The organism is Sphingomonas sp. (assembly GCF_035555815.1).
In the GTDB taxonomy this organism is placed as follows: domain Bacteria; phylum Pseudomonadota; class Alphaproteobacteria; order Sphingomonadales; family Sphingomonadaceae; genus Sphingomonas.
In genome coordinates, this window is the sequence record NZ_DATMGG010000055.1 from 1 (window position 1) to 13,456 (window position 13,456).

Here is a 13,456-nt window from a genome sequence, read left to right on the forward strand (position 1 = left end):
CCACGCCCAGCCCGGAACCGAGGTGCCCTCCCGTCACCCCGACCGCCGCGATCGTTTCCTGACGCAGCTCGTCCGCCAGCTGCCGTAAGTCACCCGGTGCCAGCTTGCGCAGATCCTCGGGCAGCTTCACCGTATCAAGAAGCGGGGTAACGGGTTCGATAGCCATAGACAAAACGCTCCAAACCCCTGTTTTAATCACGCCGCCCGCGAACACAAAGACTTGATTCCCGCGAACGGGCGTGCACCGGTTACCGGCGCAACGATCCGGAGCAGGAATTGAGCCAGAATACCGTCATCCACCGCATCGTCCGCCCCGCCGTCCGGCTGATCGCGCCGACGCGGATCACGCCGAATCACATCACCACGCTGCGGCTGGCGACCGGGCTGGCGGCGGCTTTCTGCTTCGCGCGGGGCACGGCGGGCGCGCTGGCGGTCGGCGCGGCGATCTTCCTCCTCTCGCTGCTGCTCGACAGGGCCGACGGCGAACTGGCGCGTCAGACGGGGCGGATGAGCCGCGCCGGCCATCGCTACGACCTCGCGGCCGATTGCATCGCCAGCGTCGCCGCCTTCGTCGGGCTGGGCATCGGGCTGATCGGCAGCCACGGCAGCGCCGCGCTGTGGACCGGCGTCGTCGCCGGGATCGGCATCGGCACGCTGTTCGCCGAGTTGAACGTGATCAACATCGCTCAGGTGCGCGGCCTCGACCTGAGCGACGGCATCACCGTCGACCCGGACGACGCGATGGTGCTGGTGCCGCTGCTGATCTGGGGCGGGCTGGCGTGGCCGATGACGATCGCGGCGGCGGTGATCACGCCGGTCGCCGCGCTGGTGCTGGCGCTGCTCGCACTACGATCGCGCCGCCGCTAGCGCCGGCTCCAGCGCCGCGACGAGGCGGGTGAAATCAGCCGGCGTCACCGCCCCGATGCAGCCGATGCGGAACGATTCGCCGCGAGTGAGCTTGCCCGGATAGATCAGGAACCCCCGCGCGGCGAGGGCATCGTACAAAGCGGCGAAGTCAAGATCGGGCGGGCGGCGGAAGGTGGCGATGATCGGTGCCTGAAGATCGCGATCGAGGTAGAGTTCCAGCCCCAGCCGCCCCGCACCGGCCAGCAGCACATCGAGATTGGCGGCATAGCGGTCCAGCCGCGCCGCCGCGCCGCCTTCGGCGTCCAGCAGGCGCAGCGCCTCGACCGTCGCGGCGACCACCTGCACCGGCGGGGTGAAGCGCCATTGGCCGTTGCCTTCGAACCCGCGCCACTGGGCGTGGAGATCGAGGCTGGTCGAGCGGCTGCGCCCGGCACACCCCTCCAGCACGGCGCGATCGACCAGCGCGAACGCCAGCCCCGGCGGCCCCTCCAGACATTTGTTGCTCGACGCGAGGATCGCAGCGGCGGGCAGCGTCGCCAGATCGATCGGCAGCGCGCCAAAGCTGGCCATCGCATCGACGATCAACCGGCGCCCGGTATCGGCGACGGTCGCCGCGATCGCCTCCAGCGGATTGCGCAGGCCGGTGGTCGTCTCGACATGCACCACCGCGACGTGGGTGATCGCCGGGTCGTCGCGCAGCGCGGCGGCGACCGCCGACGGATCGACCGGCTCGTCCTCCTCCCAGTGCAGCACCGCGACCTGACGTCCCAGCCGCCGCGCGATCGCCGCCATGCGCTCGCCATAGGCGCCGTTGATCAACACCAGCAGCCGGTCGTCCGGCCCGATCAGCGTGTCGGCCGCCGCCTCCAGCGCATAGGTGCCGCTGCCCTGGATCGGCACCGCGACATGGGTGCCCGCGCCGTTCGCCACCACGAGCAGCCGTTCGCGCAGCTCGGCGGTGAGCGCGATGAACGCGGGGTCGCGCGATCCCCAGTCGGCGTCCATCGCCCGGCGCACGCGCGGAGCGGTGGTGAGCGGGCCGGGGGTGAGCAGCAGCGGTCGAGTCATTCAGGTCGCTCCTCCGGTCGCCGGCGCGGCCGGCCGCGCTTCGAGTCGATGCCACAGCGCCAGACCGGGCAGGCCCAGCGCCAGTTCGCGGATACGGCGGATCAGCGCCAGCGCCAGTGCCTGCGGCGCGGCGATGCCGAACATCGCGCCGATCAGCAGGTATCCGCCCTCCTGCACCCCCAGCGCGCCGGGGACGAGGAAGCCGACACTGCGCACCGCCTGCGCCAGCCCCTCGATCACGATCGCCTCGCGCAGGCTCGCGTCGATACCGAGCGCGTGAAGCGCCGCGTAGATCTCCAGCCCGCCGAGCAACCATGACGCCAGATGCAGCGAGGACGAGCGCGCCAACGGCCCCGGCCGGCCGTACAGCGCCACCACCGCGTCGTGCAGCCCCGCGAGGTCGCGGCCACGCGTCCACCGGGCGACCCCGCGTTCGATCAGCGCGAACAGGCCGAACCGTTGCGCCACGGCAAAGGCGATCGCTACCGACGCCCCCGCCGCCGCGAGGCCGATCGCGAGCGGCAACGCCTCGCCGCCGTGCGGCCCGGCGACCAGCAACGCGACGCACAGGATGGTGAACAGCGCCTGCGTTCCCGTCTCCACCGACAGATCGACCATGTTCGCCGCGACCGCCGCCGGCAGCGGCGTGCCGCGCCGCGCGAGCAGGCGCGCGCGGACCAGATCGCCGCCCAGCTGCGCGACCGGCAGCAGCGCATTGACCGATTCGCGCACCCAGCGCAGGCCATAGGCGAACGGCAGCGGCGCGCGTCGCTCAAGCAGCGCCTGCCACCCCATCGCCGACGCCAGCGTCTGCGGCAGGTGGAGCAGCACCACCAGCACGATCCCCCACCCCGCCTGACGCAGCGCGGCGGCGATGGCGGCGACGTCGTTGGTCGCGATCAACGTGATGGCGAGCACCAGCCCGACCGCGACCGCGAGGATCGCCGACCGCTTCACGCCGCCAGGAATGCCCTGAACCGCCGCGCCACCACGTCGGGCGACACGGTCGGGCGGCCGAGCGTCGCCATCGATCCCGGCGCGATCCGCATGTGGATCATCGCCGGCCCGCCGATCGTCGCGGCATCGCGCCACGCGCGATCGAACCCGGCGAGATCGTCGCAAGCGGCGGCATAGCGATAGCCGCACGCCAGCGCGACGCCGGCGAAATCGACCGATGCGGATACCGTCGCCTGCCCGCCGGTCGAATCATGCACGCCATTGTCGAGCAGCAGGTGGATGAGGTTGACCGGCGCTTCCGCCCCGATCGTCGCCAGCGTGCCGAGCTTCATCAGCGCGGCGCCGTCGCCGTCGATGACCACCACGCGGCGGGGGGTATTGAGCGCGACGCCCAGCGCCATGCCCGACGCGCCGCCCATCGACCCGACCTGATAGAGGTGCTGGTCGCGGTCGGCGAGTGTGAACAGCTCGCGCCCCGCCTTGCCGGTGGTAGCGATCACCGCCGTCGCATCGTCGGTGAGCGCGAGGAACCGTTCGAGCACCGCCGCGCGGGCCGGCCGCGCGCGCCTGGTGCGATGATCGGCGCGGCGGCCCGGCCCCGGCAGCGCGCGCGCCGGCTGATCGAGCGCGGTGTCGGCGACGTCGCCCTTGGCCATGACGAAGGCGAACGGCAGGCTCCCGGCGTCCATCGCCCCTGCCGCTTCGGCGAGGGCCGGGGCGATCGCGGCGGCATCGTTCGGAAACGCCCGGTGCGGGATTCGCATCAGCGACAACAGGTCGTGGGTAATCTCCCCCATCACCACATGCTGCGGCTCGTCCGGCTCGCCCGGCCGCCCGCGCCAGGTGGTGACCAGCAGGGTCGGGATGCGGAACGGCGCGTTGAGCGACGTCAGCGGGTTGACCATGTTGCCGAGGCCAGAGTTCTGGCACATCGTCACCGTTCGCCGCCCGGCCAGCCATGCGCCCGCCGCGATCGCCACCGCCTCCCCCTCACTCGCCGCGCCGACGTAGCGCAGCGCGCGGTTGGACAGCACGCCGTTGATCAGCGGCGTCAGGTAGCTGCACGGCACGCCGGTGTAGAAATCGAACCCGGCGGCGGACGCCGCGTCCATGAACTGATCGGCGGTGATCATCAGGTGAAATTGCGCGCGTCTGCGACGTCGGCCAGCGTGTTGACGTCCATCCAGTGGCCGGTGAAATATTTGACCCGCACCGGATGCTTCGCCGCGATTCGGGTGAGCAGCATCGGCAGGTCGGCGCGCTCCAGCAGCCCCTCCGAATCGAGCGCGGCGATCTCCGCGCGCAGCCATTCGCTGCCGGCGGCGCTGAACCGCGCAAGACCGACCCACTCACCGCTGGCGGTCGTCCCCAGATCGCTGCCCATCCGCACCATCTGCGCAGGCGCATCGTCGAGATAATTGCCCGAAAAGCCATGATCGGCGAGCACCAGATCGCGTTCGCGGGTGTCGTGGCGGTGCAGCGCGTCGACCGCGATCACGACATCGGCCTTGCTCGAGAGCAGGCTCTCCAGAATGTAGTTGCGGAACAGCACGTCGCCATACGCGACCACCAGCTCGCCCGACAGCGCCGCATCGGCCTGCGCCAGTGAATAGGCCTCCCCGGTGTCGGCGAAGCGATCGTTGTCGACGGTGCGGATGCCGTCGACCACCACTGCCGCCTTGGCAAAACCGCGCACCACGGTGATGTCGCGCACACCGCTATCGGCGAACGTCGCCACCTGCCGCGCCAGCAACGACTGGCCGCGCACGTCGATCATGCACTTGGGCTTGTCGCGGGTCAGCTCGCCCAGATCGCCGCCCGACGCCGCCAGCACCACCGCACGCGGGCGCGGCGTCTCGGGCAGATACCGGCGCTCGGCCGCCTCCAGCTCGGCGTTGCCCATCAGGCGGAAGATGTCCTTGACCGGCACCACCCGCCCCTCGACGTTGGCGAGCGACTGTTCGGCGTGGATCGCGCGCGCGGTCTCCCGCATCGCGCTGATCGACGATCGCAGCAGATGGTTGGCCCAGATCACCGTCGAGATGCCCGCTTCACGGAACAGCTCGGTCGGCGTAGGGTAATAGGTGGTCGGCACGATCACCACCGGCGCGCGATTGCCCCAGCGGCGGCAGAAGTCGAAGATCTCGGCCGCATCGGTCTTCTTCGAATGGATCAGGATCGCATCGGCCCCGGCGGCGTGATACGCCTCCGCCCGGCGCAGCGCCTCCTCCATCGGCCGGCTGGAAATCAGCGCCTCGACGCGCGCGACCATCACGAAATCGTCGCTGGTCTGGCTGTCCTTGCCCGCCGCGATCCGCCCGCAGAACTCGCCGATGTCGGCCAGCGGCTGTTCCTCGCCGATGAACGAGTTGGTCTTTGGGAACAGCTTGTCCTCGATGCATACCCCGGCGATGTTGCGCTCGCCCAGCTTGCGGACCAGCCGGCGGACGTTGTTGAAATTGCCGTAGCCGGTGTCGCCGTCGACCAGGATCGGCAGGCTGGTCGCGTCCGCCATATACTCCAGCACGTCGAGCACCTGGGTCCACGACGCCTCGTTGCTGTCGCGCAGCCCGAGGCTGGCCGAAATACTGAGCCCGGACGCCCAGATGCCGCCGAATCCGGCCTCCTCGACGATCTTGGCCGACAGGCCGTTATGCGCCTCCATCAGAAAGGCCAGTTGGGGGCGCTCGATCATCGCGCGCAGCCGGGCGGCGCGGCCGGGGGCGGGTGTGAAGGCGCTGGCAAGGTCGTTCATGCGAACCGGGCTTTCAATATCGTGACGCAAACGGGTGACCAGCGCGAATAGTCCGCAATCTTGGCCACGACATGGCGGAGCGTTATAGCCGCCCGGACATGCAGACAAGCGACCCGAGCCCCACCCCGTCCGCCCCTCCACAGCCGCTGCCGCCGGTCACCATCCTGCTCGCCGCCGGGGTGGGGCGGCGGCTGGGCGACGACCATGACGGGCCAAAGGTACTGCTGGACTTCGACGGGCGATCGCTGATCGAGCGGCACCTGGCCGCACTGTCCGCGAACGGCGTCACCGACATCGTCGTGACGGTCGGCCATGAGGCAGGGGCGCTGCGGGCGGTGCTGGGGGATCGTGCGGGGACGACACTCAACCCCGACTATCGCCGGGGCAGCCTGATCTCACTGTGGGTCCAGCGCGATCGGCTGCGGTCGGGGCGCAGCGTGCTGCTGATGGACGGCGACGTGCTCTATGATTCGCGGATGATCGCCCGGCTGGTCGCGGCGGACGGCGAGGCGGTGCTGCTGGTCGACCGCGAGCTGGAGCCGGGCGACGAGCCGGTAAAGGTCTGTTTCCGGGGTAACGCCATCGTCGATTTCCGCAAGCGCCCCGAACACGCGCACGACTGGCACGGCGAATCGGTGGGTTTCTTCAAATTCTCCCCGGCGATGGCCGCCGCACTCGCCGACATTTGCGAAGCCTATATGGCGGCCGGGCGCGGCGACCTCGAATATGAGGAGGCGATCCGCGACCTGATCCTCGCCGATCCCGCCGCGTTCGTGGCGGTCGACGTCACCGACCTGCCCTGGACCGAGATCGACTTCCCCGAGGATGTCGCCAAGGCGCGGACGACGATCCTGCCCCAGCTGGTCGATTAGGGTGCGCGATACGCCTCCCCTGTCGGCCGATGAGGTCGACCATTTCGCCGCGACCGGATGGGTCGCCCGGCGCGGGCTGTTCAGCGCGGCCGAGGCGGCCGAGATCTCGCGGTGGACCGACGAACTGGTCGCGCTGCCCGAGGTGGCGGGCCAGCATATGGTCTATTATGAGGACAGCCTGACCGATCCCACGACGCGCGTGATGCAGCGGATCGAGGATTTCTGTCCGTGGCACGCCGGATTTGACGCGCTGGTGCGCGGCGGGCGGCTGCTGGCCGCGGTCGAGCAATTGTTCGCTGCGCCGGCGGTGCTGTTCAAGGAGAAGATCAACTTCAAGAAGCCGGGCGGCGCCGGGTTCGAGCCGCATCAGGACCAGCAGGCGGGCTGGTCGCGCTATGCGCCGCTGTTCGTCACCGCCCTGGTCGGGATCGACCGCGCGACGATCGCCAACGGCTGCCTCGAAATGGCCGACGCGCCGCGCGCGACGGGCATGATCGGCGCGGAGTGGACGCCGCTGACCGCCGATCAGATGGCGACGTTCGCGCTGGTGCCGGTGCCGACCGAGCCGGGCGATGTGCTGTTCTTTGACAGCTATGCCCCGCACGCCTCGAAGCCCAACCTGACCGACGCACAGCGTCGCATCCTCTATCTGACCTATAACGCCGCGTGGGACGGCGACCATCGCCGGCAATATTACGACGACAAGCGCGCCAGCTTCCCGCCCGATATCGAGCGCTCGCCGGGGACGACGTACCGGTTCCGGGTTTAGCGTTCCGGCCTTTCGTCAGCACTCCACCACGTTGACCGCGAGACCGCCCAGGCTGGTCTCCTTGTACTTGTTGCGCATGTCCTCGCCGGTCTGGCGCATCGTCTCGATCACCGCGTCGAGGCTGACGATGTGGTTGCCGTCGCCGTGCAGCGCGAGATAGGCGGCGTTGATCGCCTTGATCGCGCCCATCGTGTTGCGCTCGATGCACGGGATCTGCACCAGCCCGCCGATCGGGTCGCAGGTCAGCCCAAGGTTGTGCTCCATGCCAATCTCTGCGGCGTTCTCGATCTGGGCGTTGGTCGCGCCCAGCGCCGCCGCCAGCCCCGCCGCCGCCATCGAGCAGGCGACGCCGACCTCGCCCTGGCACCCCATCTCCGCCGCCGAGATCGACGCGCGCTTCTTGTACAGCGCGCCGATCGCCGACGCGGTCAGCAGCAGCGTGTGGCTGCCGGCGATGGTCGGCGCGGCGGCGAACACCTCGTAATAGTTGAGCACGGCCGGGATCACCCCGGCGGCGCCGTTGGTCGGCGCGGTGACGACGCGCCCGCCGGCGGCGTTCTCCTCATTGACCGCCAGCGCCCACAGGCTGACCCATTCGAACACCGTCGACGGATCGGTGCGCGGCCCGCGCGCCAACAGCGTCTGGTGCAGTTCGCGCGCGCGGCGGCGGACGTTGAGCCCGCCGGGCAGCTTGCCCTCCGCCCGCACCCCGCGCGCGATGCAGGCGAGCATCGCCGCGCGCACCTCACCCAGGAACGCGCTGGTCTCCTCCGCCGGGCGCCAGGCGCGCTCGTTGGCGGTGACGATCTCGGCGATCGACAGGCCGGTCTCCGCGCCGATCGCGAGCAGCTCTGCACCCGATCCGAACGGGTGCGGCAGGGTGAAGTTGATCCGCGCCGGCGGCTCGCCCTCGCGCACCACCACGCCGCCGCCGACCGAATACCAGGTCTCCGCCGTCACCGCGCCGTCGACATGGGTGGCGATGAAACGCATCGCATTGGCATGGCCGGGCAGGAATTCGCCGCGCCGGAACAGCAAATCGTCCTCCTCGGCAAAGGGGACGGCGAACGCGCCGCCCAGCACCAGCCGCCGTTCGGCGCGGATCGCCTCGACCAGCGCAGGGATGGCGTCGGGATCGACCGCCTCGGGCCGCTGGCCGGAGAGGCCGAGCAGAATCGCCACGTCGGTCGAGTGGCCGCGGCCGGTCAGCGCCAGCGATCCGAACAGCTCGCACCGCACATGCGCGACCGGCCCCGCCGCCACCGCCGCCTCGGCAAAGCCCGCCGCCGCGCGCATCGGGCCGACGGTGTGCGAGCTGGACGGACCGACGCCGATGGTGAACAGCTCGGTCACGCTGATCGGCCGCGCCGCATCGAGCATGACCGTGGCGGGTGCGGCATCGTCGATCACGGCCATGGTTCGCAAAACATCCTCTCGCCGCGAACCCCCCGGCTGTTCCAGGTGGTGACTTCGGGGCGGACGCTCCTCATATCGGGGCCACCGACCGAAAGGAACCTGTCATGGCCCGTCCGATCAAGATCGATTTCGTTTCCGACGTGTCCTGCCCATGGTGCATCATCGGGCTGCGCGGGCTGGAGGAGGCGCTGGCGCGGACCGGCGACATCGTCGACGCGACGATCCACTTCCAGCCGTTCGAACTCAACCCAGACATGGGCCCCGGCGGGCAGAATATCGTTGAGCATATCGGCGAGAAATACGGCGCGACGCCCGAACAGTCGCAGGCGAACCGCGCGGCGATCCGCGAACGCGCCGCCGCTGTCGGCTTCACCATGGCGATGTCGGACACCAGCCGGATCTACAATAGCTTCGACGCGCATCGCCTGCTCCACTGGGCCGGGATCGAGGGGGGTCAGACGGCGCTGAAGCACGCATTGTTCGAGGCCTATTTCACCAACGGGCGCGATCCGTCGGACCATGACGTGCTCGTCGCCGCCGCCGTGCTGGCCGGGTTGGACGCCGACGCGGCGCGCACGGTGCTGACGTCCGGCCGCTATGCGCAGGAAGTGCGCGACGCCGAGCGCCTGTGGCAATCGCGCGGGATCAGCAGCGTGCCGGCGGTGGTGATCGATGACCGCTACCTCATCTCCGGCGGCCAGCCGCCCGGGACGTTCGAACAGGCGCTGCGCGACATCGTCGCGCAGGCGGAGTCGGCCTGACCCACGGCCCCTGCCCAGAATCCACTGGCCCCGCCCCACCCTTGCTGACATGACTATCGGCGAGAAGATGCTTTGGAGAGGCTGGAATGGCGGAAGCCTATATCGTGGAGGCAGTGCGCACCGCCGGTGGGCGGCGCAACGGACGGCTGATGGGGTGGCACCCCAACGATCTGGGCGGCGCGGTGCTCGACGCGGTCGTTGACCGCACCGGCATTGATCCCGCCGCGATCGAGGATGTCGTGATGGGCTGCGTGATGCAGGCGGGCGAGCAGGCGGGACATATCGGCCGCAACGCGGTGCTGGCGTCTAAACTGCCGGTCAGCGTGCCGGCGGTGAGCATCGATCGCCAGTGCGGTTCGTCGCAGCAGGCGATCCAGTTCGCGGCACAGGCGGTGATGTCCGGCACGCAGGACGTGGTGATCGCCGCCGGGGTCGAGCATATGAGCCGGGTGCCGATGGGCACCAGCTCGGCCGGCGCCAATCCGTGGAGCGCGAAGGTGCAGGAACGGTTCGGCGTGCGCGGGTTCAGCCAGTTCCACGGCGCGGAGATGATCGCGCGCAAATACGGCTTCACGCGCGAACAGCTCGACGCCTATGCGCTGGAGAGCCATCGTCGCGCCGCCGCCGCCGTCGACCGGGGCGATTTCGCCGATGAGATCGTGGCGCTCGATATCGAGACGGCGGACGGCCCGCAGCGCCACGACCGCGACGAGGGCATTCGCGCCGACGCGACGATGGAAGGGCTGGCCGGGCTCAAGACGCTCGCGCCCGACGGCGTCATCACCGCAGGCAACGCCAGCCAGATCTGCGACGGATCGTCGGCAGTGCTGGTGGTGAGCGAACGCGGGCTGAAGGACCACGGCCTGACGCCGCTGGCGCGCATCCACAATCTGACCGTCACCGGCGGCGATCCGGTCATCATGCTGGAGGAGCCGCTGTTCGCGACCGAAAAGGCGCTGAAGCGCGCCGGGATGCGGATCGAGGACATCGACCTGTACGAGGTCAACGAAGCGTTCGCCCCGGTGCCGCTCGCCTGGCTGCACCACGTCGGCGGCGATCCCGCGCGGATCAACGTCAACGGCGGCGCGATCGCGCTGGGCCATCCGCTGGGCGCATCGGGCAGCAAGCTGATGGCCACGCTGGTCCACGCGCTGCGCAAGCGGGGCCTGCGCTACGGCCTGCAGACGATGTGCGAAGGTGGCGGACTGGCCAATGTGACGATCGTCGAGGCGCTGTAATCTAACGGGAGAGGACGATGATCTTCGAAGGAACCGCCGCGATCGTGACCGGCGGCGCATCGGGTCTGGGCGCGGCGACCGCGCGCGCGCTGGCGGCTTCGGGCGCCAGGGTGGCCCTGTTCGACCTCAACGAGGACAAGGGCAGCGGCTTTGCGGTCGAAATCGGCGGCACCTTCTGCAAGGTCGATGTTCGGTCCGATGAAGAGGTGGACGCCGCCTTTGCCCGCGCCCGCGCCGCGCACGGACAGGAACGCATCCTGGTCAACTGCGCCGGAGTCGGCAACGCATACAAGACCGCGAGCCGCGACAAAGCCACCGGCGCGATCAAATATTTCCCGACCGCCGCGTTCGAATGGGTGATCCAGGTGAACCTGATCGGCAGCTTCCGCTGCATCGCGCGGGCGGCGGCGGGGATGATGACGCTCGATCCGCTGGACGGGGGCGAGCGCGGCGCGATCGTCAACACCGCCAGCGTCGCGGCGGAGGACGGCCAGATCGGCCAGGCGGCCTATGCCGCGTCGAAGGGCGGCATCGTCGGCATGACGCTGCCGATCGCGCGCGACCTGTCGGGCGAGGGTATTCGCGTCAACACCATCCTGCCCGGCATCTTCGACACCCCGCTGATGAACGCCGCGCCGCCGCAGGTGAAGGACGCGCTGGCCGCGTCTGTCCCCTTTCCAAAGCGGCTGGGCAACCCGGAGGATTACGCCAGCCTGGCGCTGGAGATGCTGCGCAATCCCTATTTCAACGGCGAGGACGTCCGGCTGGACGGGGCGATCCGCATGGCGCCGCGCTGATGCCGGTCATCGACGTGCCGCCGCCGCCGTGCATGCGCGATCCCGAGCTGGAGATGCTCGCCGACGCCGCGTCGCGCTTCTTCGAGCGCGAGGCGCCGTCCGAACGGATCGCCAAGTGGCGCGAGGATGGGCAGGTCGAGCGCGCCTTCTGGCGGCAGGCGGGCGAGGCCGGATTGCTGGGGGCGGCGATCCCGGCGGAGTATGGCGGCGGCGGCGGCGATTTCCGCCACGACGTGGTGCTGGTCGAGCAGGTTGCGAAGCACGGCGTCGAAGGCTTCGCGCTGTCGCTGCACAACGTCATCATCCTGCCCTACATACTTGCCCACGGTACGGAGGAGCAGAAGCGGCGCTGGCTGCCGAAGCTGTGCTCGGGCGAGCGCGTCGCGGCGATCGCGATGAGCGAGCCGGGCGCGGGCAGCGATCTACAGGCGATCCGCACCACCGCGCTCCGGGACGGCGACGGCTATCGCATCAACGGCGCCAAGACCTTCATTTCCAACGGCCAGATCGCCGACCTGATCGTGGTCGTCGCCAAGACCGATCCGGCGCAGGGCGCGCGCGGCGTGTCGCTGCTGGTGGTCGAGACCGACGCGGTCGAGGGATTTCGCCGCGGGCAGGCGCTCGACAAGATCGGGCAGGACGCGCAGGACACCTCCGAACTGTTCTTCGACGATGTGTGGGTGCCCGCCGACAATCTGCTGGGCTCGGTCGAGGGGCAAGGCTTCCGCCAGTTGATGGCCGAACTGCCGCGCGAACGGCTGATCATCGCGGTGGGATCGATCCAGACGATGGAACGCGCGATCGAGACAACGGTCGACTACGTCAAGCAGCGCCAGGCGTTCGGACAGAGCGTGTTCGATTTCCAGAACACCCAGTTCAAGCTGGCCGAGTGCAAGGCGAAGGCGACCGTTGCCAAGGTGTTCGTCGGCGACTGCATCGAACGCCAGATGGCCGGCACGCTCGACCTGACCACCGCCGCGATCGCCAAGCTGTGGGTGACCGAGGCCGAATGGCAGATCGTCGACGAGTGCCTGCAGCTTCACGGTGGCTATGGCTACATCAACGATTATCCGATCGCGCGGATGTTCCGCAACGCGCGGGTCCAGCGCATCTACGGCGGATCGAGCGAGATCATGAAGGTGCTGATCGCGCGGTCACTGTGATCGGCGCTGCGATTGGGGCTGGCGTTGGCGTTTGGTTAATGGTTACCGTCTAGCCAACCATCAGAACCAGCCGGGGGAACCGCATGTCGACGATTCAACGCGAACAGCGCCGTCATCGCGCGCTCTGGGTGCGGCCGCGCCTCACCCGCCTACCCACCAGCGGAGCCGAAGCCTCGCCGGCCGGGGTAACCAGCGACAACGTCTTCACGACGTCGTGAAGACGGTCAGACGGTAAAGCTCTCGCCGCAGCCGCACGCGCCTTTCGCGTTCGGATTCTCGAACACGAATCCGGCGGTGAAATCGTCCTCGACCCAGTCCATCGTCGAACCGACCAGATAGAGCACCGACGCGCCATCGACATAGAGCGTGCCGCCCGGCGTGACGATCGATTCGTCGAACGGTGCGGCCTCGGTCACATAGTCGACAGAATAGGCCAGCCCCGAACAGCCCCGGCGCGGCGTCGACAATTTGACCCCGACCGCATCGGCCGGCGCCTTCGCCATCAGCTCCGCCACCCGCGCATGGGCGCGATCGGTGAGATTGAGCACGGCCGGGCGTTCGCGCAGCGTGGTGGCCATCACAGCATCCCCAGTTCGAGCCGCGCCTCGTCCGACATCTTGGACGGGTCCCACGGCGGATCCCACACCAGATTGACGTCGACCGTGCCCACGCCCGGCACCGCGCCGACGCGCAGCTCGACCTCGCCCGGCATCGATTCCGCGACCGGACAATGGGGCGTCGTCAGCGTCATGGTGATCAGCACATGCCCCTCGTCGATCTCGACATTGTAGAT

15 protein-coding genes are annotated in these 13,456 nt (G+C 69.4%); 7 read left to right on the top strand and 8 right to left on the bottom strand.

From position 1 onward, the window contains the following. The coding region (locus tag VNR91_RS03105) for a 1-deoxy-D-xylulose-5-phosphate synthase N-terminal domain-containing protein (RefSeq protein ID WP_325489343.1) at window positions 1-166 on the bottom strand (166 nt) is incomplete at its 3' end. A gap of 110 nt (window positions 167-276) precedes the next feature. Here VNR91_RS03105 and VNR91_RS03110 point away from each other — a divergent pair. Then, on the top strand, window positions 277-867 hold the full coding sequence (locus VNR91_RS03110) for a CDP-alcohol phosphatidyltransferase family protein (protein WP_325489329.1): 591 nt from the start codon (window positions 277-279) through the stop codon (window positions 865-867). Here the strand turns inward: VNR91_RS03110 and VNR91_RS03115 are convergent. From VNR91_RS03115 to aepX, 4 genes are read right to left on the bottom strand one after another with little or no spacing between them, the layout of a single operon-like run. After that, complete coding sequence (locus VNR91_RS03115; RefSeq protein ID WP_325489330.1) at window positions 847-1,935, bottom strand: 2-aminoethylphosphonate--pyruvate transaminase; 1,089 nt, start codon at window positions 1,933-1,935, stop codon at window positions 847-849. The two genes, VNR91_RS03110 and VNR91_RS03115, sit on opposite strands and share 21 nt — an antisense overlap. After that, window positions 1,936-2,892: a lysylphosphatidylglycerol synthase domain-containing protein gene (locus tag VNR91_RS03120; RefSeq protein ID WP_325489331.1), complete on the bottom strand. Its 957-nt coding sequence runs from the start codon at window positions 2,890-2,892 to the stop codon at window positions 1,936-1,938. After that, window positions 2,889-4,025: a phosphonopyruvate decarboxylase gene (gene aepY / locus VNR91_RS03125; RefSeq protein WP_325489332.1), complete on the bottom strand. Its 1,137-nt coding sequence runs from the start codon at window positions 4,023-4,025 to the stop codon at window positions 2,889-2,891. The genes VNR91_RS03120 and aepY overlap by 4 nt, the downstream gene beginning before the upstream one ends. Next, entirely contained in the window at window positions 4,025-5,647 is a 1,623-nt protein-coding gene (gene aepX / locus VNR91_RS03130) for a phosphoenolpyruvate mutase (protein ID WP_325489333.1), read from the bottom strand. The genes aepY and aepX overlap by 1 nt, the downstream gene beginning before the upstream one ends. Before the next feature lie 98 nt (window positions 5,648-5,745). Between aepX and VNR91_RS03135 the strand changes: the two genes are divergently transcribed. Next, window positions 5,746-6,519 (top strand): phosphocholine cytidylyltransferase family protein, encoded by a 774-nt coding sequence (locus tag VNR91_RS03135; protein ID WP_325489334.1) that lies wholly within the window; start codon window positions 5,746-5,748, stop codon window positions 6,517-6,519. A 1-nt stretch (window position 6,520) separates the two neighbouring features. After that, entirely contained in the window at window positions 6,521-7,288 is a 768-nt protein-coding gene (locus VNR91_RS03140; protein ID WP_325489335.1) for a phytanoyl-CoA dioxygenase family protein, read from the top strand. A 15-nt stretch (window positions 7,289-7,303) separates the two neighbouring features. Here VNR91_RS03140 and VNR91_RS03145 read toward each other — a convergent pair whose 3' ends face one another. Continuing rightward, window positions 7,304-8,704, bottom strand: coding sequence for an L-serine ammonia-lyase (locus tag VNR91_RS03145; protein WP_325489336.1), 1,401 nt, complete (start codon window positions 8,702-8,704; stop codon window positions 7,304-7,306). Between the two features lie 104 nt (window positions 8,705-8,808). Here VNR91_RS03145 and VNR91_RS03150 point away from each other — a divergent pair, with 104 nt between their 5' ends. The 4 genes from VNR91_RS03150 (at window position 8,809) to VNR91_RS03165 (ending at window position 12,663) form a co-directional block, all read left to right on the top strand. Continuing rightward, entirely contained in the window at window positions 8,809-9,465 is a 657-nt protein-coding gene (locus VNR91_RS03150; RefSeq protein ID WP_325489337.1) for a DsbA family oxidoreductase, read from the top strand. A gap of 86 nt (window positions 9,466-9,551) precedes the next feature. Then, complete coding sequence (locus VNR91_RS03155) at window positions 9,552-10,703, top strand: acetyl-CoA C-acetyltransferase (RefSeq protein ID WP_325489338.1); 1,152 nt, start codon at window positions 9,552-9,554, stop codon at window positions 10,701-10,703. A gap of 17 nt (window positions 10,704-10,720) precedes the next feature. Continuing rightward, window positions 10,721-11,500: an SDR family NAD(P)-dependent oxidoreductase gene (locus tag VNR91_RS03160; RefSeq protein WP_325489339.1), complete on the top strand. Its 780-nt coding sequence runs from the start codon at window positions 10,721-10,723 to the stop codon at window positions 11,498-11,500. Beyond that, on the top strand, window positions 11,500-12,663 hold the full coding sequence (locus VNR91_RS03165; protein ID WP_325489340.1) for an acyl-CoA dehydrogenase family protein: 1,164 nt from the start codon (window positions 11,500-11,502) through the stop codon (window positions 12,661-12,663). The genes VNR91_RS03160 and VNR91_RS03165 overlap by 1 nt, the downstream gene beginning before the upstream one ends. 224 nt (window positions 12,664-12,887) lie before the next feature. Here VNR91_RS03165 and VNR91_RS03170 read toward each other — a convergent pair whose 3' ends face one another. Next, on the bottom strand, window positions 12,888-13,241 hold the full coding sequence (locus VNR91_RS03170) for an iron-sulfur cluster assembly accessory protein (RefSeq protein WP_325489341.1): 354 nt from the start codon (window positions 13,239-13,241) through the stop codon (window positions 12,888-12,890). Further along, a partial coding sequence (locus VNR91_RS03175) for an iron-sulfur cluster assembly protein (protein WP_325489342.1) occupies window positions 13,241-13,456 on the bottom strand: 216 nt, incomplete at its 5' end. The genes VNR91_RS03170 and VNR91_RS03175, both read right to left, overlap by 1 nt.

What these genes read in the sequence shown, in the direction of transcription:
- VNR91_RS03115 (WP_325489330.1), bottom strand. Translation starts at nt 1,935, where the DNA reads ATGACTCGACCGCTGCTGCTCACCCCCGGCCCGCTCACCACCGCTCCG.
- aepY (WP_325489332.1), bottom strand. Translation starts at nt 4,025, where the DNA reads ATGATCACCGCCGATCAGTTCATGGACGCGGCGTCCGCCGCCGGGTTC.
- aepX (WP_325489333.1), bottom strand. Translation starts at nt 5,647, where the DNA reads ATGAACGACCTTGCCAGCGCCTTCACACCCGCCCCCGGCCGCGCCGCC.
- VNR91_RS03135 (WP_325489334.1), top strand. Translation starts at nt 5,746, where the DNA reads ATGCAGACAAGCGACCCGAGCCCCACCCCGTCCGCCCCTCCACAGCCG.
- VNR91_RS03145 (WP_325489336.1), bottom strand. Translation starts at nt 8,704, where the DNA reads ATGGCCGTGATCGACGATGCCGCACCCGCCACGGTCATGCTCGATGCG.
- VNR91_RS03150 (WP_325489337.1), top strand. Translation starts at nt 8,809, where the DNA reads ATGGCCCGTCCGATCAAGATCGATTTCGTTTCCGACGTGTCCTGCCCA.
- VNR91_RS03155 (WP_325489338.1), top strand. Translation starts at nt 9,552, where the DNA reads ATGGCGGAAGCCTATATCGTGGAGGCAGTGCGCACCGCCGGTGGGCGG.
- VNR91_RS03160 (WP_325489339.1), top strand. Translation starts at nt 10,721, where the DNA reads ATGATCTTCGAAGGAACCGCCGCGATCGTGACCGGCGGCGCATCGGGT.
- VNR91_RS03165 (WP_325489340.1), top strand. Translation starts at nt 11,500, where the DNA reads ATGCCGGTCATCGACGTGCCGCCGCCGCCGTGCATGCGCGATCCCGAG.
- VNR91_RS03170 (WP_325489341.1), bottom strand. Translation starts at nt 13,241, where the DNA reads ATGGCCACCACGCTGCGCGAACGCCCGGCCGTGCTCAATCTCACCGAT.